The organism is Streptomyces sp. 13-12-16 (assembly GCF_002114215.1).
GTDB lineage: Bacteria > Actinomycetota > Actinomycetes > Streptomycetales > Streptomycetaceae > Streptomyces.
In genome coordinates this window covers 1-21,864 of record NZ_NCTE01000069.1, presented here as the reverse complement: position 1 = coordinate 21,864, position 21,864 = coordinate 1, and the positions used below count along the sequence as shown (strand labels likewise).

Here is a 21,864-nt window from a genome sequence, read left to right as displayed (position 1 = left end):
AGGAGGTGGTGTGCGGGTTGTTCGCCGAGGTGCTCGGAGTGCGCCGGGTCGGTGCGGACGACAACTTCTTCGATCTGGGTGGTCATTCCCTGCTCGCCACCCGTCTGGTGAGCCGGATGAGCGCCGAGTTCGGCGCGGACCTGTCCATCCGCACCCTCTTCGAGTCGCCCACCCCCGCCACGCTGAGCGCCCGCCTCGACGAGGGTGGTGAAGGGGGCGGCCCGCTGGACGTCCTGCTCCCGCTGCGGCCGTTCGGCACCCGGCCACCGGTCTTCTGTGTCCACCCGGCCGGCGGCCTGAGCTGGTGCTACTCGGGGCTCATCAAGCACATCGACGCCGACTACCCGGTGTACGGGCTGCAGGCCCGCGGCCTGGACCGGGACGAGCCGATGCCGTCCTCCCTGGGGGAGATGGCCGAGGACTACGTGCGGCAGATCCGCACCGTGCAGCCGTCCGGCCCCTACCGCCTGGTGGGCTACTCCGCGGGCGGAGTGATCGCCCACGCCATGGCCACCCGTCTCGAACAGATGGGGGAGACCGTCGACCTGTTGGGCGTGCTGGACACCTATCCCGGTCAGCGAATGCCGCCGATCGACGAGCAGGGCGTCCTCGCCGACCTGCTGCGCTGGGTGGGCTACGACCGCAGGTACCTGGGTGAGGGACCGCTCACCCACGAGCGGGTGACCGAGGTCCTGCAGCGGCTGGGCAGTGCGATGGCCTCCCTCGAGCAACGGCACATCGCCGCCATCACCCGCATCTACGCGAACAACAGCGAGCTGTTCAACAGCCATGTCGCCGAGAAGTTCAGCGGCGACCTCCTGCTCGTCGTCGCAACCCTGGACAAGATCGACATATCACCGAAGCCCGACACCTGGCAGCCGTACGTCGGTGGTGCGATCGAGGCCAAGGAGATCGACCGGCAGCACACCGACCTGATGAAACCGGGTCCGCTCGCCGAGATCGGCCGGATCCTGGCCGCGAAGCTCCGTCGGATCGACGGCGACGGCCGGGACGAGCAGGTACACCGGACGGACACCGAAGGAGAACCGACGCATGACGACCAGTGACGGCGCCCACGGACCGGGGCAGGCCGAGCCGAACGCCCACTTCTTCGGATGGCTGGAGAAGATGCGCAGGGACGAACCGGTCAGCTACAACCCGCAGACGTTCCAGTGGTCCATATTCCGGCACGCCGACGTGACGCGGGTCATGACCGAGACCGAGACCTTCGTCAATGACATGGCCGACATCACTCCTCCTCAGGAGGACTACGACGTCTTCTTCCGCGGGAACATCGCCGCGATGGACGAACCCAAGCACCGTAAGTTCCGGATGCTCGTCAGCAAGGCGTTCAGCGCCAGGTACATCGGCAACCAGGAGCCCTGGATCACCGGGCTGGCGACGGAACTGCTCGACGCGGTCGGCGACAAGGAACGGTTCGACCTCGCGGAGGACTTCGCCTTCCCGTTCCCCGTCGCCGTGATCGCCACCATCCTCGGTGCCCCACGGGAGGACGCGCCCCTGTTCGCCGAGTGGGCGAATCTGCTGCACGCCAGCAACGCCGGCGCGGAGGGGCATCGGGCCACCGCGATGCGCCTGAAGTCCCTCAACAGCTACATGTTCGAACAGATCCGCCGGCGCCGTGCCGAGCCCCGCGACGACCTCATCACCGCCCTGGTGCAGGCCGAACTCGACGGCCGCAAGCTCGACGACGAGGAGATCGTCGGGTTCGCCGGAGTGCTCCTCATGGGTGGCATCACGACCACCGCGGCGCTGATCAGCAACCTCGTCCTGACCTTCGACCGCTTCCCCCACGTCTACGACGAAGTCCGTGCCGACCGGTCCCTCGTACCGCAGGCGATCGAGGAGGTCGTCCGTATCCGGCCCTCCTTCAGCAACTTCGTGAGGATGACCAGCGAGGACGTCGAAATAGGAGGTGAACTGATCCCGGCCGGCGAGCTGGTGCACGTGTGGATCTCCTCCGCGAACCGCGACCGGCACGCCTTCCCCGACCCGGACCGCTTCGACATCCACCGTGAACCCAACCGCCACGTCGGCTTCGGCCAGGGCATCCACTACTGCATCGGCGCACCACTGGCGAGGCTGGAGAGCAGGATCGCGTTCAACCTGCTGCTCGACCGGTACACCCGCATCTCGGTCGACCCGGCGGGGGACATCGAATTCCTCGACACCTCGGACATGATCGGAGCCTCCCGGCTGCCCGTCATCGCCAAGCGGGCATGAACGCGGACGCACTGGAACAGGAGATGACTTCCACCACCCCTTCGCGGCCGGCCCACATCGCCGTCCTCAACATCCCGGCCCACGGGCATGTGAACCCTACCCTGGGCATCGTCGCCGAACTCGTCCGGCGTGGGCACCGCGTGAGCTACGCGGTACCCGAGGAGTTCGGTCCGCAGGTGCGGGCGGCGGGCGCCCGCCTCGTGCCGTACGAGACGACGCTTCCGGCCTCGGACCGGGTCGAGGAGTGGCCGTCGGACGACCCGGTGGCGATGCTCGGCCTCGCCCTGAACGAGGCCGTCTCCATCCTCCCCGGGCAGCTCCGGACCTTCGATGCCGACCCGCCGGACCTGGTGCTGCACGACTTCGGCGCACTCACCGGCCGGCTGCTCGCCCACCGCTACGCGGTGCGGTGCGTGTGCCTGTCCTCGACCCACGTCTCTTCCGCGAGCCCTCAGGAACGGAAGGCCCGGCAGACGATGTTCGAGAGCCTCTTCCATGACGATCCCCGCTGGCACGCGTACACGAAAGGGTTCAGGAAACTGCTCGACGACGCCGGCATCGGCCTGCCCGTCGACGACTACACCGGCCTGCCCGAGCGCTGTCTGGTGCCGATTCCCAGGTTCTTCCAGGTGAACGGAGAGCTGGTCGACGGGCGGTACGCGTTCGTCGGGCCGTGTCTGGGCCGGGCGTCTTTGCAGGACCGGTGGCAGGCGCCCCCCGACGCGCCGGTGCTCCTGGTGGCGCTCGGCACCGCGGGCAGCGACCGGCCGGAGTTCTACCGGCGGTGCGTGGAGGCGTTCACCGGAACGCGGTGGCACCTGGTGATGTCCACCGGCCGTCTCGACCCGGCGGTGCTCGGCCCGCTCCCCGGCAACGTCGAAACGTACCCCAGCGTCCCTCAACTGCAGGTGCTGGCGCGCGCCACGGCCTTCGTCACCCACGCCGGCATGGGCTCCGTCCTCGAGGCGATGCATCACGGAGTCCCCATGGTCGCCGTACCGCAGGTGAACGACCAGCCGGTCAACGCGGCCCGTATCGCGGAACTGGGGATCGGCCGGCACCTCTCCGAGGGGGAGGCGACCGCGTCCGCGCTGCGCGAGGCGGTGCTCTCCGTCGCCTCCGATCCCCTGGTCGCACGACGGGTGGCCGAGACGCGGTCGCGGATGCGTGGACTGGGCGGAGCCCGTGCGGCGGCCGACCTGATCGAGTCACAACTGCCCGACGGCAACGGCGCGTGGCAGGAGCTTGCCAGGTGTCTGGAGTTCGCCGAGGGCCATGGCGAAGCTGATCGGGCCGCGTACGGCAGGACCGCAGACTGAGGGCAGGGGAGCCATGGAGCGGAACACCCGAACCCGATCGACACCCCACTTGCTCGTGGAGAGCAAGGGCCCCTGGACGGATCCGCGCGGTGCGTTCATGCAGGACGCGTGCAGTGTCGTCCTGGCCGGGCACCCAGTCCAGCTGCTGTGCGTGCAGGATGCCGTTGCGGCCGCCGTTCAGGACGCGTCGCCGCATGTCAGGGCCTTACTCGAAGCAGGCGGTGAACTGTGGGTGGACGACTTCTCGCTCGCCCAGCGCGGCATGACGAACGTCCGTCTCGAGCCCGGCGCGCAGGTGGTGGACATGGCACGGACGGCGGCCCGGCTGCTGGAGCCCGGTGTCAGGGTGGTGTGGCACTGACATGGCCCGGACGGTTCCGCGCACCGACGTGCTCATCACACTGATGGGCGCTCCGTACGAGAGCGACCTGCTCACCAGCGCCCTCCGGCTGACCCAGGCCGTGCTCGACCGCGGTGCGTCGCTGCAGGTCTGGGCCTGCGGATACGCCACCATGCTGACGCAACGGGGGCTGGGGGACGGCAAACCACGCAATCTCGCCGCATGGTCCACCGACTACCCCTCGACGAGTCTCCTCGTGCGGCGGATGCTCACGGCCCACCCCGGGCGGCTGCACTGGTACGCCTGCCGTTTCTGCAGCGACGACCGCGGAGCCGTGGCCCACATCCCCGAGGTACCGGTACGGGCGCCGGCGAGGTACGCCGAGCACGTCGCCGCCGCGGGGAAGACGATCCACCTGGGGGTGATGTGATCAACGCCGACGGACTCGAACCGGGCAGATCCCTGGCGATCGTGGAACGGGCCTACCGGGGGGCCGTGGAGACGCAGTTCTCCGACGCCCTCTACTGCGCCTACCTCTTCCACCGCCATCTCGGCGGCCTCGACGTCCTGCTGCGCGGTTCCGCCGTCACCTACGCGGTGCGGGCCGGCGAACCGCCCGCACTCAGCCTGGGCGGCCGGCCCCTGACCACGGTCAACGACCCGCGCGAGAACCTCGCCGTCCTGCTGGACAGCGAGGTGGGTGTCTGGGTCGAGGAACCGGACCTGCTCGCGCACGGGCTGACCCGGGACGCGCTGGTGCCGGAGGTGCGGACGGTGCCGGGCGGAGCGATGGCCGCCCGCTGGCCCGTGTACCGCGCGGTCTTCCATCTGTGAGTCCACCGAACGGGGCCCGGGCGGCGAGCCGACGGGTCCAACGGCAACTGACGAAGGAGTGAATCGGCTGTGACGGCGATGGCTGTTGGAGGGCTTACCCCTGTCATCTCGGGCTGGTCGGCCGTATCGCCGTACGGCATCGGACGGGACGCCTTCGTCGAAGGGGTCCGGTCCGGCCGGTCCACGGCGACGGCCTTGGACGGCGAGGCGTGGCACGGCCCCGGCGAACGTGCCTGTCTGGTTCCCGGCTTCACCGTCCGCGACGTACTGGGCCGCAAGGGCACCCGTTCCATGGACCGCGTGACCGGGCTGGCGGTCACCGCCGTGGGACGGCTCCTCGGGGAAGGACCGCAGGCAGGTGCCGGCCCCGTGCCGGACGGAGCCGACGTCGGTCTGGTGCTCGGCACGAACACCGGGAGTGCGCAGAGCATGATGGACTTCACCCGGGACACCTTCACCGAGGAGAAGCCCTACCACGTCGACCCGTCCCGCTTCCCCAACACGGTCATGAACTGCGCCGCCGGCCAGTGCGCGATCTGGTACGGCCTGAAGGGGCCCAACGCCACAGTCGCAGCCGGCCGCTCATCGGGCCTCCAGGCCCTCAACTACGGCCGTCGGCTCCTGGTTTCGGGACGTGCCCGAAGCGTGCTGTGCGGTGCGGTCGAGGAGTACTCCGACGCCCGGTCCTGGCTGGAGCACCACGCGAGGCGGGACAACGACAGCGCCGGGGTGCTCGGCGAGGGCTGCGCGATCGTGCGGATGCTGCCCGGTGACTCGGTGTCCGACGACGAGGGACTGGCCGAGCTGCTGACGGTGGAATCCGCCGTGACGGGGCCACAGGGCGTGGCCGGCACGCTCACCCGGTGCGTGGAGCGGGCCCTCGCGCGGGCCGACGCCGCTGCGGACGAAGTGTGGGCCGTCGCTCCCTCCGCCCCGGCCGGCCGGCCGGGGGCGGAGGAACGGGACGTCCTGACACGGCTGTTCCCCACCGCCGAGGAGTGGCTGTCGCAACCGGAGCTGATCGGCGACACGTCGGCGGCCTCCGCCGCGTTCCAGCTCGTCGCGGTGCTCGCGGCGGCACAGGACGTCCCGGCGACGGCCGGACGACTGGCGGTGATCACGTCGGTGGACGGCGACGGCTCGGTCGCCTGTGCGCTGCTCCGGCTGCGCTGAACGAACGCTTGGCAGCTTCTGGTCAGCCCGGCTGTGGGAGCCGTCGCGTGCTGCGACGGTGTGGATCGACGAGAACCGGATGAGGGTGGCCCAACATGACGAAATCCGATGCGTGGGACGCGATCGTTGTCGGCTCCGGCATCGGCGGCCTGGTGTGTGCCGCCTACCTGGCAGTCTCCGGCCGGCGGGTGCTGGTGCTGGAGCAGCACGACGTCGCAGGCGGCAACAGTCACGTCTTCCGCCGCCGACGGGCCTACGAGTTCGACGTGGGCGTGCACTACCTCGGCGACTGTGGGCCGGACGGCGTGCTGCCGGCCATTCTCGACGGTCTCGGTCTGCGGGACCGAATCCGCTACCTGCCGATGGACCAGGACGGTTTCGACGAGATCGTCACCCCTGGTGTGTCGATGTTCATGCCGGCGGGGTGGCCCGAGTACCGCAGGCGGTTGAAGGAGGCCCTGCCCACCGACGCGGCGGGCATCGACGCCTTCGCCGATGTCTGCGAGGGCCTGGGCGAGGAGTCGCGCCGGGCGCTGCTGTCGGACCGGGACCTGTCGGTCGCCGAACTGGTGGCCAGAGCGCCGCTGACCGTCCGGTGGGGACGGCGCACCCTGAGCGAGCTGTTCGACGACTGCGGTCTGTCGGCGACGGCGCGGACGGTGCTCGCGGCCCAGTCGCCGAACTACGGAATGGGCCCGGACCAGGCGACCGTCTCCATGCACGCGACCGTCACCGACCACTACGTACGGGGCGCCTACTACCCCCAGGGCGGCGGACAGATGCTGGCGGCAGGTCTGGTGGAGGTCGTCGAAGCGCACGGCGGCCGCCTGCTCACCCGCGCCAGGGCCGAGCGCGTCCTGGTCGAGAACGGACGGGTCACCGGCGTCGGTCTCACCGACGGACGGCACTTCGCCGCCCCCGTCGTGGTGTCGAACGCCGACTACCGCAGGACCGTGCTCGACCTGGTCGGAGCCGAACACTTTCCGCGCCGCCTGGTCGCGAAGACGCGCGAGGCAGCCATGGGGCTGCCCTTCGCGACCCTGTACGTCGCCACCGACGGTCCTCTCCCGGAGCGGCCCAACGCCAACCTGTGGTGGTACGCGGACGACGACATCGGCCAGTACTACCAGCGGCTCGCCACCGGGAACATCGACCCGGTGCCGTTTCTGTTCATGTCGTTCGCCTCCCGCAAGGACCCGGAGTCACCCAACGTCTGTCCACCCGGCCACAGCAACTTCCAGCTGATGACGCTGTGTCCGCCGGAGTACGAGCGCTGGGGTGTCACCGGCGGGCCGGCCGACGGCGTCCGTTACCGGCGCGATCCGGTCTACCGGCAGCACAAGGAACGGTTCACCGACGCCATGCTGACCGCCGCCGAGAAGGTGCTCGGACCGTTCCGCGACCGTGTTGTGCACCTGGAGGCGGCGACACCGCTCACCCACGAGCGCTACATCCTGTCCACCGGCGGCACCCCCTTCGGCCTCGCAGCATGGGGCGGTGCGGGGGGACGTCCCGACACGGGAACCCCGATCCAGGGATTGCACGTGGTCGGCGCCAACACCCGGTACGGCAGCGGGATCACGGGCGTCGCCGTGGGCGGCATCGCGTGTGCGGCCCAACTGGTCGGACGCCGGCTGATGCACGAGGTCCACTCCGGCGCCGTGCTCGGCGACCCGGGACTGCTGCCGGAGCGCGGGCCGCAGTGGGATCCACTCGCCGTCTCACGGGGCACCGGCAGGCGCGGCGCCCGGGGACTGGCGGTCACGGGCCGCCGCTGAGCCGGCGCCATCGTACGGGTATCGGCGACTTTCCTAGGAGGGATCACGAAGTGGCGATCGAGGCGGAGGGCATCCGCAAACGGTACGGGGACACCGAGGTCTTGAAAGGGGTGGACCTCAGCGTGCCCGCAGGCACGGTGCTCGGCCTCCTCGGACCGAACGGCGCGGGGAAGACAACGTCGGTGCGCATCCTGGCCACACTCGTGCCGCCCGACGGCGGTCGTGCCACGGTGGCCGGTTACGACGTGGCCGAGGAGCCCATGAAGGTTCGTCGGCGGATCGGGCTGGCCGGGCAGTACGCGGCGGTGGACGAGCGGCTGACCGGCAGGGAGAACCTGACGTTGATCGGACGGCTCTACCGGCTGGGGCGGGCCGGCGCCGCACGGCGCGCAGCCGAGCTGCTGGAGCGGTTCGAGCTCACCCATGCCGCCGACCGGGAGACCAAGACGTACTCGGGCGGCATGCGCCGACGGCTCGACCTGGCCGCCAGCCTGCTCGCCGAACCGACCGTGCTGTTCCTGGACGAGCCCACCACCGGCCTCGACCTGACCAGCCGGATGACGCTGTGGACCATGGTGCGTGAACAGGTCGACGCCGGCGTCACCGTTCTGCTCACCACGCAGTATCTGGAAGAGGCCGATCATCTCGCCGACCGCATCGCGGTCATCGACAAGGGGCAGGTCATCGCGGACGGAACTCCGGACGAGCTCAAACGCAAGGTGGGCGGCGAACGGCTGGAGATCTCCCTGGCGGAAGGCGCCGACGCGGCCGAGGTGACGAGGCTGCTGGAAGGGGTGTCGGTCGGGCCCCCTGCCACGGGAGGTGACGGCCGTACCGTGACGGTGCCGGTGGCATCGGGAATCGGTGCGATCGCCGACGCCGCCGCGGCGCTGCGCGAGCGCGGTGTGGAGGTGACGGACTTCGCCATGCGCAGACCGTCCATGGACGATGTCTTCCTGTCGCTCACCGGTCACGTCGGCGGCGGTGCGGAGACGACCGGACAGCAGGAAGTGAAGGCGTGATGGGGGAGCTGGCCAACGACGTGGCGGCCCTGACGGGGCGGCACATGAGGCACATCGTCAGGGTGCCGGAGAAGCTGATCGGAGTGACGATCGCGCCGGTCGTCATGGTACTGATCTTCGGATACCTCTTCGGCAGCGCGATGACCGTGCCAGGCGACGGCAACTACCGCGAGTACATCATGGGCGGCATCTTCACGATGGTGATGTTCTCCGCGGTGGGAACCAGCGCTGCGGGTGTGGCCGACGACCTCAAGAACGGCCTGGTGGACCGGTTCAGGTCGCTGCCGATGTCCCGGTACGCCGTTCTGCTCGGACGCACCCTCTCCGACCTGGCCATGACGGCCCTCAGTTGTGTGGTGATGGCCGTCGTCGGCCTTCTCATCGGATGGCGGGCGCACCACGGCGTGGCGAAGACACTCGCCGCCTTCGGCCTGCTGCTGCTGCTCGGATTCACGATGTGCTGGTTCGGCGCCCTGATCGGGCTCGTGGTGCGCAGCCCCGAGGCGGTCAACACCATCGCCCAGCTGATGGTGATGCCCTTCGCTCTCCTGTCCAACTCCTTCGTGCCGCTGGACGGGTTACCGCGCTGGATGCAGATCCTCGGGGAGTGGAACCCGATCAGCGCTGTGGTCAGTGGCTGCCGCGAGCTCTGGGGCAACCCCACCACGACGGTCAGCGACGCGCTCCCGGCCCAGCACCCGGTGACCACCGCCCTGCTGACCTGTGGTGTGCTGCTCGCCGTTGTGGCCCCGCTGGCCTCGCGGGCGTACAACCGGGCTGCCGCGCGCTGACGTCCAGGAGGGTTGCGCAGTGATGAAGGTTGCTCAGTTCCTTCTTGCCCTGTTGGTGATGACGGCTTTCATCGCGGCGTTCGTGGTCGGTGCCCGCAGACTGCTGGGCCTGCGTATCGGCACCGTGCGCTCACTGCTCGCGGGGCTGGTGAGCTTTGCCGGACTGGCGGTGTTCAGCCTCTTGATGCAGCGGCCCGAGCAGCACGGCGTGCTCACCGGAGTGCAGTTCGGCTGCACCTTGGTGGTCACCACGGGCTTCCTCGCCGTTCTCGAGGTGCTGGCGCCCAGCGGCACGGTGGGATGGCCGCTGGACTGGGTCCGGGCGGTGCGCTCACGGATCGCCCGTACCCGAAGGTACTCCCAGATCGCGTCCATCGTGATGCGGCACGGGTTGCGCCCCTACCTGACCGGCCGGCCGCACCGCGGACGGGGAGGCGCCACGCTGGCCCGGCCGTTGCGCCTGGCCCTGGAGCAGGGCGGTGCGACGTTCGTCAAGCTCGGGCAGGTGCTCTCGACCCGGCAGGACCTGCTGCCGCCCGAGTTCGTCCGCGAACTGGGCCGCCTGCACCATCAGGTGCCGCCCGAGCCGTGGCCCGCCGTGTGCGAGTCGCTCGGCCGCGAACTCGGCGTCCCCGTGGAGGAGGCTTTCGCCCGGTTCGACCGGGTGCCCATCGCCGCCGCGTCCATCGCCCAGGTCCACACGGCGCGGACCCACTCCGGCCAGGAAGTGGTCGTCAAGGTCCGCAGACCCGGCATCGAGGAGTTGGTCCGGCGCGACCTGGAAATCATCCGCCGGCTGGCGAAGGCGCTGGAACGTCGGACCCGCTGGGCGCGCACCATCGGGGCACGGGAACTGGCGGAGGGGTTCGCCGAGTCGGTCCACGAGGAACTCGACTTCCGTGTCGAAGCGGCCAACCTCGCCGCGGCGGCGGGAGCCCGGGCGCGGCGGGCCTCCGTCATCCGGGTGCCCGCGGTGCACACGGAATTGTCCGGCGAGCGGGTACTCGTGCTGGAGCGGCTGTCCGGAGGACCGGTCGGCACGGCACCCAAGCTGCTCGGGATGACCCACGAGGAACGAATGCGGTTCGCCCGGGAACTGCTGGCCGAGATGTTCGAGCAGCTCATGACGGACGGGTTGTTCCACGCCGATCCGCACCCGGGCAACGTTCTGCTGCTGGACGACGGTGGAGTCGGTCTGGTCGACTTCGGCTCGGTGTGCCGGATCGACGCCGGGGTGCGGTCCGGCCTGCGAGCCTTCCTCCTGGCGCTGCACGCCGGTGACGCGGCGGCGCTGTGCGACGCCCTGCTCATCATCGTCACCCGCCCCGACGAGGTGGACGAGCAACAGCTGGAACGGGCTCTCGGACGCTTCCTGTCCCGCCACTTCGCTGTCGGCGGCACACCGAACGTCGAGGTCTTCGGCGACCTGTTCCGCCTGGTGTCCCGGCACGGTCTGGCGGTCCCGCCCGAGGTCGCCGCGGTCTTCCGGGCGCTGGGCACGCTGGAGGGCACGCTGATGGCCGTCGTGCCCGGCTTCTCGCTGGTGGACGAGGCCAGGCGCCTGGTCGACGACAGACTGAGCCGGCGGGGTGTCGCGTCGGCCATCTCCTCCGGTGCCCACCCGGTCAGCCTGGCCGAGCTGGCCTCGGTCTGGGAACTGATCCGCCGGATGCCGCGCCGACTGGAACGGGTCACCAGTGCCCTGGAACAGGGCCGCCTCGGAGTCGGGGTCAGGCTCTTCGCCAACGCTCGCGACCGGCAGTACATCCGGTCCTTGGTGCACGAGGTGCTGCTGACCTTCATCGCGGCGACGGGCGGTGTGATGTCCGCGGTCCTGCTGAGCATCCGCGGCGGCCCCGTCGTCGTTCCCGGGATCCCGTTCTTTCAACTGCTCGGCTACCACCTGCTGGTGGTGGCGGGAGCACTGGGACTGCGGGTGCTCTTCCTCATCTCCCGCGGGAGCTCCGACTAGGCCGTGCCGGAGAACGGGCGGGCGGCCATCCGCGTGGTGAGGGTGCGCGCGATCCGGTCGATACGGGTCTCGTGGTCACGTGATGCCCGTGGTGAGCGGTGTCGCGGCGGACGATCTCGTATCCGCCGCGGTGTCCGTCGGTCGATTCCGTGGTGAACGCGGGAACTGCCCGCGGTCGTCCCGGCCGGACGTCCAGTCCGACGAAGGACGGGCCCATCGCCGGCTGATGGCCGTCGGGCAGGACGGAGGCTCCGTAGTGCTCCGAAGCAGGGAGAGCCGGCCGCATACGGCCGAGCGCCGGGTACCGGAGATCCGGACCGAGCTGCACCGTTGGGCTGTGGACGGGAAGACCGCACACTCCGTCGGGGCTGGGCAGGAGGCGGCGGCGCCGGAACTGCCCGACCACCGGCTGGTCCGCCTGTCGGTGGAGAGGACAGAGATCACGCACATCGATGAGGGCCTTGGTTCCGGCCGTTCCCTGCCCTCACCCTTCAGCGGTACGCCACAAGAGGCGTCGGTGGCGCAGCACCGTACGCCCGTAGAGCAGGCCGCCGACGATGAAATAGACGTCGATGCAGGTGCCCGACACCTTGGTGTTCAAGGAGGGGTGCGGGTCCCCGGTGATCTGCTCGTACGTGAGCCCCGTCAGCCCGCGGTCCGCCAGACCGGTTTCCCGCAGGGTCGTGTCGAGCAGCCCCGCGCCTCCCCGCAGCAGCAGCAACGTGGCCCCGGTCAGCAGACAGCCCACGGCGATCCAGCGCGGAATGCGCCGGCCCCAGGGACGCGTCAACGCCAGCGGAAGGGCAATTCCGACCACGAACATCGACGTCACCGCGAAAGCCCAGATGCGATCCTCGGTGGTTCGCGTCTCGGGAATCATCTCAGGGCCGTCCCCGAGACCGAAGCGCCCGCCGGCGAACCAGTAGAAATGAAAAGCGGTGAACACGACAGCCCATAAGAAGGCGGTCATGGCTGCTCTGTGGAAGCGCCGTTCCCTCTCGGCCGCAGAGGCGCGAAACTCCACTGCTGACCGCCTCCGCATCATCGTCATGATCGCTATTTTCCTCCTGTTTTCGGTAAGCGCGCGTCAGCCGGTGGGAGGATGAGGCCGTCCTCCCACCGGCTGAGGGCCCGGGGCCCGCTCCTGTGCCAGCAGACGCTCCACCGTGTCCGCCGCGGCGCGTGCCCCGCCCGCCTGCCGCACGTCCTCGGACAGCGCCCGCAGGCGTCGCCCGACGTCCGGGTCGGTTCCCACCCTGTCCACCGCCTCGCGGATCTCCTCGCCGGTGACCCCCTCGAAGGGCACCCGGGCGCCGATGCCGAGCCGCTCGATCACCGAGGCGTTCTCCATCTGATCGAACCCCATGGGCACGGCGACCATGGGAACGACGTGGTGGATCGCCTCCATCACCGAGCCCATCCCGGCGTGCGTGACGAAGGCCTTGGCCCGGGCAAGCACCTGCAACTGGGGGGCCTCGGTCATCGGTTCCACGTTGTCGGGCAGCTGCCCGAACATCTCCGGGTCGAGCTGCCGGCCGATGGACATCACCACGTGCCACGGGGAGTCGGCGAACGCGTCCACGCACTCGAAGTACACCTGCTGGACCTCCGGCACCTCCGGTGCGATGGTGCCGAAGGCGATGAGGAGTACGGGACGGCCGTCGGCCGGCGGGCTCCAGGGCGCCTGGTGGTCCTGTTCGCGCAGGACCGGCCCGACGAAGGTGTGGTCGTCGCCCAGCTCCGCGGCGTCCGCCTGGAACTGCCGTGGGATGGTGACCAGGCAGTGGTCGGCGAGACCGACGTAGAGGAACTCGTCGATCGACATCCCGATCCCGGCGTCGTCGAGCCACTCGCGGAACCTGCTCCGGTACGCCAGCCACGCCTCGTCCTTCGCCACCGAGGCGTAGAAGGGGGCGAGGTCTTTTTCGTAGGTCCTGCTGGAGACCCGGGTCGGGGACAGCCGTACGGCGGGGACGCCCCACTCGTGCGCCAGGACCTGAGCGGACAGCGCGGCGTAGTCGTGGAGGACGAGGTCCGGCCGGTCGTTCTCGAACGCCTTGCGCTGCTGCGGCAGGACGCTGATCGCCTCCTGCAGGAAGAGCGACGACATCGCGACGACGTCATGGATCGGGAAGCGCTCGCCACGGTCGGCCCGGGGGAACGTGGTGTCGTAGACCACGGGGGTCGCACCGGTCGCGCGCACCTGGTCCGCGTATTTCCCGGCGATGGAGAAGCTCACCCGGTGCCCCCGCCTCACCAGTTCCGCGGCCAAAGCCATATTCGGGTTCACGTGCCCGTCGGCGGGGATGTTGAACAGGGCTATGTGCGCGGGCCTCCGGTCAATGCCCTGCTCTTCCCGCTGTGGGCTCGGAGGGGCGTTCATCGGTGCCTCCATAATTCCGGTTCCTGATATGTGGGATGACCTGTTGAGGTCAGAACCCGGGCTCACCCTAGACAGCACAGGCCCACCGATCGAGAGTCGAGTCAGCTTGCTGTCAGAATCTCTTGGGGCCTTGCACACCGTCCGGCGCATCACATCTTCTTTGATGAAACAATCCGCCTGCCCGGAATTGGGCGGCATCCTCCTTCAGGGGAGCTGAATCGGATGATCTCTCAAAGGGTGCTCGACACATCGGCCGCCGGGACGGAGCCACCACCCACCGGCTCCCGTGCGCGGGAGCTGGCCGTCGTTGTCCTGGCTGCCGGCAATGGTGAACGGATGGGGGGCGGCTCCCAGAAGGTTCTGCGGGAAATGGGCGGGCGAGCCCTGCTCGGGCATGTGCTGGACGCGGTGGAGGAGGTGCGCCCACAGCGCACGCTGATCGTCACGGGAAGGTACCGGCAACAGGTGACCGCCTACGTCGCCCGGGAGTTCGGCGATCGCGTGCTCGCCTGGGAGACCGCGGTCCAGGAGGAACAGCGTGGCTACGGCCATGCCCTCCTCGTCGGTCTGGAGGCGCTCAAGGGCTTCAGTGGCACGGTCGTGGTGACCACCGGCGACGCGCCACTGCTGACGGCGCCCACGATCAGCCGGCTGATCGCCGATCACGAGAAATCGGGCAACGCCATGACCCTGCTGTCCGGCCGGCTGCGGGACACCGCCGGTTACAGCCTGGTCCTGCGGTCGGAGGTCGGTGAGTTCGCGTCGCTGCTGCTGCCGGACCGCGGTCACCGGCTGGAGGAGGACAGCAGGCCGCGGGAGGTCGGTGCGGGGGTGTACGCCTTCGACTCGGACATCCTGCGTGCCGCTTTCCGGCACCTGGTGGACTCCGGCGATACGGCCGGTGAGTACCTGGCCACGGTCGTCGACTGGCTCTCGGACCGGTCCCATCGCATCGGCATCACCGTCGCCGAGGACTCCCGGGACATCCTCGGCGTCAACGACCAGCGCCAGCTCTCCATCGCCCGCAGGGCGCTGCGGGACCGGATCAACGCCTGGTGGATGGCTGCGGGAGTGGACATCGTCGACCCGGACAGCACCTGGATCGACGTGCATGTCTCGCTGGAGCAGGACGTGGTAGTGGAGTCCAACACGCGGCTGCGCGGCGGAACCGCGGTGCACGGGGGAGCGACAGTCGGCCCCGACAGCGAGCTCCGGGACTGCGTCGTGCGGGCCGGGGCCGTCGTGGTGCGGTCCAGCGCCGTGAACACGACCATCGGAGAGGGCACCACGGTGGGCCCGTACACATCGCTGGACGACACCGTGGTCGGTGCCGGCTCCCTCGTGTCGTGCTCCGTGGTGAGGGCGGCCGAACTCGGTGAGGGTGTCGAAGTCGGTCCCTACGCCTACGTACGCCCCGACACCCGCCTCGGTGACCGGTCCAAGATCGGCACCTTTGTGGAGGTCAAGAACTCCACGCTCGGCGTCGCCGCCAAGGTGCCCCATCTGTCCTACGTGGGGGACGCGGACATCGGTGACGGCAGCAACATCGGCGGAATGTCGGGGTTCGCCAACCACGACGGCCGCAAGAAGTACCGGACCGTGGTGGGCCGCAACGTCCGCATCGGAGGCCAGAACGCTCTGATCGCTCCCGTGAACGTCGGGGACGGCGCGTACTCCGGCGCACGAGCGGTCATCTCCCAGGACGTGCCTCCCGGCGCCCTGGTGATATCCGAGGGTTCCATCAAGCAGAAGAACATCCCGGGATGGGTCGAGCGCAAACGTCCGGGTTCCGCCTCCGCGGTGGCCGCGGCCCTGGCCCGGGGCGAAACACCTGAGGCACCGGACGGCGACGGTGCGGCGCAGGCCACGCCGGCTGCCGCGGGCGAGGAATAGGCTGCCGCATGTCCAGAGTTCTCGTCGTCTCACCGCACCTGGACGACGCCGTGCTCTCCGCGGGTGGCCGGATTCACCGGCTTGCCTCGGAGGGGGCCGACGTCACCGTCTTCACCCTGTTCGCCGGCGTCCCTTCACCGCCGTACTCCCCGATTGCCGAGTACTTCCACTACGTCTGGGATCTCGAGACCGACCCGGTCGAGCACCGGCGGCAGGAGGACCGCGCCGCCCTGGCGCTCCTGGGCGCCTCGCCCTCGCACGGCTCCTTCCTCGATGCCGTCTACCGGCGGAGGCCCGACGGCGGTTGGCTGGTCGACATGGACCGGCCGACGGTCCAGGGGAACGATGTGCCGGAGCCCGGTCTCGCTGTGGACCTCGAGTCGGCGGTGGTCTCGCTGCTGGCCACCCTCCAACCCGACCTGGTCCTCACGTGCGCGGCGGTGGGCGACCACCTCGACCACCGCCGGACACGGGACGCGACGGTGGTTGCTGCCGGCGGCAAGGTGCCGCTGTACTGCTGGGAGGACCTCCCCTACGGCATGCGGCAGAGCCATGCGCTCCACCTGCCGGACGGCGCCGTACTGGGGGCGCCCGTGGCCGAGACGGCGAGCGACGAGGCATGGTCGGCCAAGTACGCCGCCGTCCACTGCTACCGCTCGCAGCACAGCATGCTCTGGCCCCCCGACACAGACGTCCGGGACCTGTTCGACACCCACGCCGCACGACAGGGGAGCCGGTGCGGTGTCGACGGCAGGGCCGAGGTGTTCTGGCCGGTCGAGTCGGGCGGGGCCTGACCCGGCACATGTGCCGCGCACGGGCCGGTCCCCCCGGTTTGACAACCGTGGGGGACCGGCCCGTGATCCCGCTTTCGGACGAGGTGTCAGACCCTCACGCGTTCGGCGGTGGGGTTGGCGTCGCCGTCCGGATCCGACACGGCCGGGGAGTGCGCACTCCCCGTGTTCCGGCTCGGCCACCAGGCTCGGGCGCCCAGCAGGGTGGTCACCGTGGGAACCAGGAGCAGCGCCATGACGAACGCGGTCAGCAGGATGCCGAACGCCACGGCGAAGCCCATCTGCTGGAGCATCGAGTTGTCGGCCAGCATGAGCACGCCGAAGGTGCCGGCCAGGATGACGGCTGCGGCGCCGATCGTCGGCGCGGACTGGGTCACGGCGAGTCGTGTGGCCTCGGCGGGTGTTCTGCCTCTGCCCATTTCCTCCCGCAGCCGGGCCACCAGGAGGATGTTGTAGTCGGTGCCGATCGCCACTACGAACAGGTAGACGATGATCGGCAGCATGAACAGCAGTCCGCTGGCGTCCTGGAGTTGCTGGAAGAGCAGGACGGTGGAACCGAGGGTCGCACCGAAGCCCAGGCTGACCGCGACGATCAGGTAGAGGGGTGCCACGACACTGCGCAGCAGAAGACCCAGGATGAGTGCGATGGCCAGGCCCGCCGCCGGGAAGACCACCCGGTAGTCCCGGTTCACCGCGTCCCTGATGTCGGCGAAGACCGCCGTCGTGCCGCCGACGGCCGCCTCGGTGCCCTTCGGCGCCTGTGCGTGCACCGTGTCCCGCAGGGTGCCGGAGACCAGGTCGATGGCCTGGCCCGACGCCGGCCGGTGGGAGAGCACCACGTCGTACCTGGCCACGTCCTTCCGGGGGTTCAGCGTCGCCTCGGAGACCTGGTCGACGCCTCGCACCGCGGCGATGTCCTCGCGGAACGCCTCCAGCACGGACGGTTCGAGTGCGCCTCCCTCCCGGGACTTGACGTACACCAGGCTGGGGTCGGATTCACCAGCGGCGAACGCCTTCTCCATGTCCTTGACGGCCTGGACGGATTCCAGGCTCGTGGGCAGCGAACTGCTCGCGTCGTACTCGGCCTTGAAGCCGATCGAAGAGAGGGCGAGCAACACCAGTACGCCCCCCGAGACCGCTGCGACGAGCTTGGGACGCCGCGAGGTGGCGGTGCCGATCCGGTGGCCCAGCCGGTTCCTGGGTGTGTGCTGCCACGCCTTGGACGGCCAGAAGGCCTTGGTGCCGAGCAGGGAGAAGGCGGCGGGCACCAAGGTGAGCGCGGCGGCGAGTGCGAGCGCGACGGAGATGGCGAGGGAGGGGCCGAGGGCACGCATGCTGCCCATGGTCGACAGGAGGAGGGCGAGGAAGGCGACGATCACCGCTCCGGCCGCGGAGGCGATGGTCTCACCCACCCGCGAGACCCCGCTGACCAGTGCCTCCTTCGGTGCGAGCCCCGACCGAAGATGCTCTCGGTAGCGGAAGAGCAGGAAGAGGATGTAGTCGGTACCGACACCGAACAGCACCACGATGAGGATGGCCCCGTTGTCACTGTCGGCCGTGAGGTCGAACAGGCTGCTCGCGGTGGAGATCAACCCTTGCGCCATCAGGAACACGACAAAGATCAGCACGACCGGCAGCAGGGCGATCAGTGGACTGCGGAAGATGATGCCGAGCAGGAGCACGATCAGCAGCAGGGTGGCCATCATGATCATGGCGTCCGTATCGCCTGTTGCCTCGTTCGCGTCCAGCGTCTGTGCCGCGAGCCCGGTGACGCCGAGTTTCAGACCGGTGCCCTCCAGGAGGTCCCCGGCGTCCGCGCGGAGCTTCTTCACCGAATCCAGGACGGGATCGGCTCCGAGGTCCTTCTCCGTCGAATAGGCGTTGGCGAGCGCCACCTTGCCGTTCTCCGACACGGTTTCGGGCGAGGTGACGATGTCCTTGAAGGTTTCGTACCGCTTGCCGTCCAGAGCCCCGGTGACCTTGGTGACGGTGGCCTTGTCGGCGTCCGTCAGCCGCTCTCCGTCCGACCGCTGGAAGACGAGGATCGCAGCCGCGCTCTCCTGCTGCGGGAAGGATTCCTCCTGTATCTTGTCGGCCCGCACCGACTCGTAGTGAGAGGGCAGGAAGTCCTCTTGGTCCCTAGTGGTGCCCATCGAGGGAGCCAGGGCGATCAGGGCGACCGCCGCGACGATCCACGCTGCGAGGACCAGCACCGGACGGTTCACGGAGAACCGTCCTATGCGTCCGAACATAACGCTCCTTCGGTACGGTGATGACAAGACGCCCGCTCAGCCGCGGCGCTCTCCTCGCGTCAGACGCGGCGAGGCCCACCGTCCCGTTGATTCGTCCCGGTGGCCGTACCGCGACGAGGGCGGGGGAGCAGCCGGCTGTGCTGGGGCGAGACGCTCGCCGATTCTCCGTCAAGGTGCCGGGTATCCCACGGCGTTGGCAGGTTGCTGACAGGCGGACGGGTGCCGTGCTGCCCGCAGAGCCCGGCACCCGCGCGTGATGTCCTCTTGAGGGCGCCGGGCGCGGAGCGCGTGGGACCGGCGCCCTCACCGCCCGGTCACGGCTTGCGGCCGCAGATCACCACCGTGTCCGGGCCCAGCATCACCCGGCCCGTCGGTTCCAGGTCCGCTTCCCTGAACCACGACTCGTACTCCCGGCAGGTGTACACCATGCCCTCGCCCGAAGCGATGGTGTGGAAGTACGCCGAAAGGTAGGCGGCCCGTACCGGTCCCGTCTGTTCGTCGTTCTGGTAAGGGGTGACGACGAAGATGCCGCCGCCGGGGGAGAGCGCGCGGGCGGCCTTCGAGAGCAGCGCACGGACGCGATCGGCCGACCATATCTCGAGGAAGTGCGCGAACAGCACCGCGTCGTGTCCGCGGGGGAACTCGTCCCGGAAGGCGTCGAGTTCGGCGGTGCGCACGCGCTCCTCGAGTCCGGTCTCCGCGATCTTCTTCCGTGCGCTTTCCGCGACCGTGGGCAGGTCGGCGATGGTGACCGACAGACGCGGCCATCTGCCCGCGAGGTTGGTCGCGTTGATCGCTGCGCCGCCGCCCACGTCGAGCAGGCTCCGGTACGCCGACAGGTCCAGTTTCTCGGTGAGGTCGCCGGCCACGAGCGTGCTGACCGAGCTCATCATCGTGTGGAAGACCTGTTCCATGTCCGGGTTCTCCGAGAGGCGCCCGTACAGGGTGGGCGCGGTGCCCGGGAACTCACGGTGCAGTCCCACGTTCGTGTCCTCCTGCAGAGCCTCGCTGAACCATCCGATGGCCCGGTAGATGCCCTGCTTCTCCCAGGGCAGGTAGGACGCGGGTGCACGCTCGGCCGCACCGCTGAGCGGCTCGCCCAGTGGCGTGTTGTGGTAGCCGTCGCCCTCCTTGCGCAGCAGCCCGGTCGCGGTGCAGCCGAGTAACAGGATGCGCGTGGGCTGGTGGTTCAGCCCCGTCAACCCTGCTATCTCCCTCGCTGTCAGTCCCGGATGCTTCGCGAGAAGGCCGAAGAGCCCCAACTCGAATGCCGCGCTGAGGAACTGGAAGTGGAAGTGGGCCTTGATGAAGGGCCGGAGCGCCAGGTGGGCGTTGTCGTCGGGATGTTCCATCGGTGCACCTCCGGTGGTGCTGTGCGTTGTGGACGAAGAACAGGGGGGTGTGGTGCGGCGTCATGGCGCCGGCCGGGCCGGACCGGTACGTCCGGGCTCCGGCGTCTCCCGCGGGGCGGTGTCCCGCTGATCGGAGACCGGATCCGGGGACGCGGCCTGCCGACGGCCCATGGTGAGAACCGCGAGCAGCAGCACCGTGACGCCGCAGCCCGACATGATGCCCCAGCTGAGGTGACTGGCCTCGGGGAACCCGGTGGCGAACGACCCTTCGGTCCGGGCGGTCGACACCGAGCCCAGCACCGCGATTCCGAGGGTGGCGCCGATCTGCCGGCAGGTGGACGTGAACGCGGAGGCCACCCCGGCCTGGGCGTGTGGAACACCCGAGACCGCCACATAGGTGAGGGGCGGGTCGAGCATGCCGAAGCCCGCACCGAACAGCACGTACGCCAGGACGAGGTACCAGACCGCGGTGTCCGCGGCGAGGCCGAGGAGCAGCAGCCCGCACCCCGTGATGCCGAGACCCGCGCCCATCATGGCCGGACGCGGCCCGCGTGCTGCGATGATCCGGCCTGCCAGCGGGCCGCACACCAGGGTCGTCGCGGCCATCGGCAGAGTGAGCATTCCGGCATGCAGCGGTGAGTAACCCCGGACGTCCTGTAGATAAAGGGAGTTGAGGAAGAGGAAGCCGGCCAGTGCGGCGAAACCGCACACCGCTGAGGCCATGGCGCCACTGAACCCGGGATCGGCGAAGAAACGCAGCTCGAGCAGCGGTTCATGGCGTTGCCTCTCGTAGCGGACGAGGACGGTCACCGCCACCGCGGAGGCCGCGAAGCAGCCGACGATCAGCGGGGAGCCCCATCCCTTGCCGGGGCCCTCGATGATCCCGAAGGTCAGGGTGGCCAACACGACGGCGACCAGGATCTGCCCGACGGGATCGAACCTCCGCGGACGCGGGGCGCGGGACTCCGGCACGAGGAACACCGTCAGGAGCAGGGCCGCCAGGCCGACGGGGACGTTGATCCAGAAGATCGCCCTCCAGCCCACGGTATCGACCAGAGTTCCGCCGACCACCGGTCCGAAGGCAAGACTCATGCCGGCCACACCGCCCCAGATCCCGATGGCCCGTGCCCGCTGGCCCGGATCGCGGAAGGTGTTGGTGATGATGGACATGGCGACCGGGTTGAGCATGGCCCCGCCCACGGCCTGGAGCATGCGGAAGGCGATCAGTGAGCCGGTGCCCGGTGCGAGACCGCACAACAGCGAGGCCGTGCTGAACAGCAGCAGACCGCTTTGGAAGGTGCGCCGTCTGCCGAACCTGTCGGCCACCGAGCCGGAGAACAGCAACAGGCACGCGAGTACCACGGTGTAGGCGTCCACCGTCCACTGCAGGCCCGACGCCGTCGCTCCCAGATCGCGCTGGATGGCCGGCAGTGCCAGGTTCACGATCGTGGTGTCGAGTCCGACCATGAAGAGACTCGTGCAGCAGATGGCGAGGACGGGCCATTTGCGTCGTAACTCCGAATGGGCGGGTGCCGCCGCGCGGGACTCGGTGGAACCCATCACGTGGTGCGAGACCCACTGGCCGTCGGTGAGGTGACCTCGACGAGCTTGAGCTCCGGGTGGGCCGTGCCGCCCTCGATGGCGGTGGAGGAGATGTGGGAGACCACGCGCTCGTCGACGGGGTCGTTCGCCGGGTCGTCGTGGACGACGAGGTGCTCGT

18 protein-coding genes are annotated in these 21,864 nt (G+C 69.5%); 13 read left to right on the top strand and 5 right to left on the bottom strand.

Annotated elements, in window-relative coordinates:
* The 11 genes from B7767_RS03295 to B7767_RS03245 all read left to right on the top strand — a co-directional run.
* The coding region (locus B7767_RS03295) for an alpha/beta fold hydrolase (RefSeq protein WP_143652176.1) at positions 1-1,067 on the top strand (1,067 nt) is incomplete at its 5' end.
* Positions 1,054-2,244: a cytochrome P450 gene (locus tag B7767_RS03290; protein ID WP_085570781.1), complete on the top strand. Its 1,191-nt coding sequence runs from the start codon at positions 1,054-1,056 to the stop codon at positions 2,242-2,244. The genes B7767_RS03295 and B7767_RS03290, both read left to right, overlap by 14 nt.
* A 23-nt stretch (positions 2,245-2,267) precedes the next feature.
* Positions 2,268-3,563, top strand: a complete 1,296-nt coding sequence (locus tag B7767_RS03285) for a macrolide family glycosyltransferase (RefSeq protein WP_179167014.1) — start codon at positions 2,268-2,270, stop codon at positions 3,561-3,563.
* Between the two features lie 13 nt (positions 3,564-3,576).
* Positions 3,577-3,924, top strand: coding sequence for a DsrE family protein (locus tag B7767_RS03280; protein WP_085570779.1), 348 nt, complete (start codon positions 3,577-3,579; stop codon positions 3,922-3,924).
* A gap of 1 nt (position 3,925) precedes the next feature.
* On the top strand, positions 3,926-4,333 hold the full coding sequence (locus B7767_RS03275; protein ID WP_085570778.1) for a hypothetical protein: 408 nt from the start codon (positions 3,926-3,928) through the stop codon (positions 4,331-4,333).
* Entirely contained in the window at positions 4,330-4,737 is a 408-nt protein-coding gene (locus B7767_RS03270) for a hypothetical protein (RefSeq protein WP_085570777.1), read from the top strand. Before B7767_RS03275 ends, B7767_RS03270 begins: the two co-directional genes overlap by 4 nt.
* Before the next feature lie 78 nt (positions 4,738-4,815).
* Complete coding sequence (locus B7767_RS03265) at positions 4,816-5,910, top strand: beta-ketoacyl synthase N-terminal-like domain-containing protein (RefSeq protein ID WP_085570784.1); 1,095 nt, start codon at positions 4,816-4,818, stop codon at positions 5,908-5,910.
* 95 nt (positions 5,911-6,005) lie between these two features.
* On the top strand, positions 6,006-7,688 hold the full coding sequence (locus B7767_RS03260; RefSeq protein ID WP_085570776.1) for an NAD(P)/FAD-dependent oxidoreductase: 1,683 nt from the start codon (positions 6,006-6,008) through the stop codon (positions 7,686-7,688).
* A 50-nt stretch (positions 7,689-7,738) separates the two neighbouring features.
* Positions 7,739-8,710 (top strand): ATP-binding cassette domain-containing protein, encoded by a 972-nt coding sequence (locus B7767_RS03255; RefSeq protein WP_107485767.1) that lies wholly within the window; start codon positions 7,739-7,741, stop codon positions 8,708-8,710.
* Positions 8,710-9,501 (top strand): ABC transporter permease, encoded by a 792-nt coding sequence (locus tag B7767_RS03250; protein WP_085570774.1) that lies wholly within the window; start codon positions 8,710-8,712, stop codon positions 9,499-9,501. Before B7767_RS03255 ends, B7767_RS03250 begins: the two co-directional genes overlap by 1 nt.
* 58 nt (positions 9,502-9,559) lie before the next feature.
* Complete coding sequence (locus B7767_RS03245; RefSeq protein WP_218775770.1) at positions 9,560-11,473, top strand: AarF/ABC1/UbiB kinase family protein; 1,914 nt, start codon at positions 9,560-9,562, stop codon at positions 11,471-11,473.
* Positions 11,474-11,957: 484 nt separating this feature from the next.
* Here the strand turns inward: B7767_RS03245 and B7767_RS03240 are convergent, their stop codons facing one another.
* Positions 11,958-12,443, bottom strand: a complete 486-nt coding sequence (locus B7767_RS03240; RefSeq protein ID WP_179167013.1) for a DUF3995 domain-containing protein — start codon at positions 12,441-12,443, stop codon at positions 11,958-11,960.
* 117 nt (positions 12,444-12,560) lie between these two features.
* Positions 12,561-13,856, bottom strand: coding sequence for a macrolide family glycosyltransferase (locus B7767_RS03235; RefSeq protein ID WP_179167012.1), 1,296 nt, complete (start codon positions 13,854-13,856; stop codon positions 12,561-12,563).
* A 222-nt stretch (positions 13,857-14,078) separates the two neighbouring features.
* Between B7767_RS03235 and B7767_RS03230 the strand changes: the two genes are divergently transcribed.
* Both B7767_RS03230 and B7767_RS03225 read left to right on the top strand, forming a co-directional pair.
* On the top strand, positions 14,079-15,749 hold the full coding sequence (locus tag B7767_RS03230; RefSeq protein ID WP_085570770.1) for a bifunctional N-acetylglucosamine-1-phosphate uridyltransferase/glucosamine-1-phosphate acetyltransferase: 1,671 nt from the start codon (positions 14,079-14,081) through the stop codon (positions 15,747-15,749).
* 8 nt (positions 15,750-15,757) lie between these two features.
* A complete protein-coding gene (locus B7767_RS03225; protein ID WP_085570769.1) occupies positions 15,758-16,543 on the top strand; it encodes a PIG-L deacetylase family protein in 786 nt (261 codons plus the stop codon).
* A gap of 86 nt (positions 16,544-16,629) precedes the next feature.
* Here B7767_RS03225 and B7767_RS03220 read toward each other — a convergent pair whose 3' ends face one another.
* From B7767_RS03220 to B7767_RS03210, 3 genes are all read right to left on the bottom strand, one after another.
* On the bottom strand, positions 16,630-18,792 hold the full coding sequence (locus B7767_RS03220) for an MMPL family transporter (RefSeq protein ID WP_085570768.1): 2,163 nt from the start codon (positions 18,790-18,792) through the stop codon (positions 16,630-16,632).
* 314 nt (positions 18,793-19,106) lie between these two features.
* Positions 19,107-20,144: a methyltransferase gene (locus B7767_RS03215; protein WP_085570767.1), complete on the bottom strand. Its 1,038-nt coding sequence runs from the start codon at positions 20,142-20,144 to the stop codon at positions 19,107-19,109.
* A 60-nt stretch (positions 20,145-20,204) separates the two neighbouring features.
* Positions 20,205-21,704, bottom strand: coding sequence for an MFS transporter (locus tag B7767_RS03210; RefSeq protein ID WP_085570783.1), 1,500 nt, complete (start codon positions 21,702-21,704; stop codon positions 20,205-20,207).
* Between the last annotated feature and the right edge of the window lie 160 nt (positions 21,705-21,864).

What these genes read in the sequence shown, in the direction of transcription:
- B7767_RS03290 (WP_085570781.1), top strand. Translation starts at nt 1,054, where the DNA reads ATGACGACCAGTGACGGCGCCCACGGACCGGGGCAGGCCGAGCCGAAC.
- B7767_RS03285 (WP_179167014.1), top strand. Translation starts at nt 2,268, where the DNA reads ATGACTTCCACCACCCCTTCGCGGCCGGCCCACATCGCCGTCCTCAAC.
- B7767_RS03280 (WP_085570779.1), top strand. Translation starts at nt 3,577, where the DNA reads ATGGAGCGGAACACCCGAACCCGATCGACACCCCACTTGCTCGTGGAG.
- B7767_RS03275 (WP_085570778.1), top strand. Translation starts at nt 3,926, where the DNA reads ATGGCCCGGACGGTTCCGCGCACCGACGTGCTCATCACACTGATGGGC.
- B7767_RS03265 (WP_085570784.1), top strand. Translation starts at nt 4,816, where the DNA reads ATGGCTGTTGGAGGGCTTACCCCTGTCATCTCGGGCTGGTCGGCCGTA.
- B7767_RS03260 (WP_085570776.1), top strand. Translation starts at nt 6,006, where the DNA reads ATGACGAAATCCGATGCGTGGGACGCGATCGTTGTCGGCTCCGGCATC.
- B7767_RS03250 (WP_085570774.1), top strand. Translation starts at nt 8,710, where the DNA reads ATGGGGGAGCTGGCCAACGACGTGGCGGCCCTGACGGGGCGGCACATG.
- B7767_RS03245 (WP_218775770.1), top strand. Translation starts at nt 9,560, where the DNA reads ATGACGGCTTTCATCGCGGCGTTCGTGGTCGGTGCCCGCAGACTGCTG.
- B7767_RS03240 (WP_179167013.1), bottom strand. Translation starts at nt 12,443, where the DNA reads ATGACCGCCTTCTTATGGGCTGTCGTGTTCACCGCTTTTCATTTCTAC.
- B7767_RS03235 (WP_179167012.1), bottom strand. Translation starts at nt 13,856, where the DNA reads ATGAACGCCCCTCCGAGCCCACAGCGGGAAGAGCAGGGCATTGACCGG.
- B7767_RS03230 (WP_085570770.1), top strand. Translation starts at nt 14,079, where the DNA reads ATGATCTCTCAAAGGGTGCTCGACACATCGGCCGCCGGGACGGAGCCA.
- B7767_RS03225 (WP_085570769.1), top strand. Translation starts at nt 15,758, where the DNA reads ATGTCCAGAGTTCTCGTCGTCTCACCGCACCTGGACGACGCCGTGCTC.
- B7767_RS03220 (WP_085570768.1), bottom strand. Translation starts at nt 18,792, where the DNA reads ATGTTCGGACGCATAGGACGGTTCTCCGTGAACCGTCCGGTGCTGGTC.
- B7767_RS03215 (WP_085570767.1), bottom strand. Translation starts at nt 20,144, where the DNA reads ATGGAACATCCCGACGACAACGCCCACCTGGCGCTCCGGCCCTTCATC.
- B7767_RS03210 (WP_085570783.1), bottom strand. Translation starts at nt 21,704, where the DNA reads ATGGGTTCCACCGAGTCCCGCGCGGCGGCACCCGCCCATTCGGAGTTA.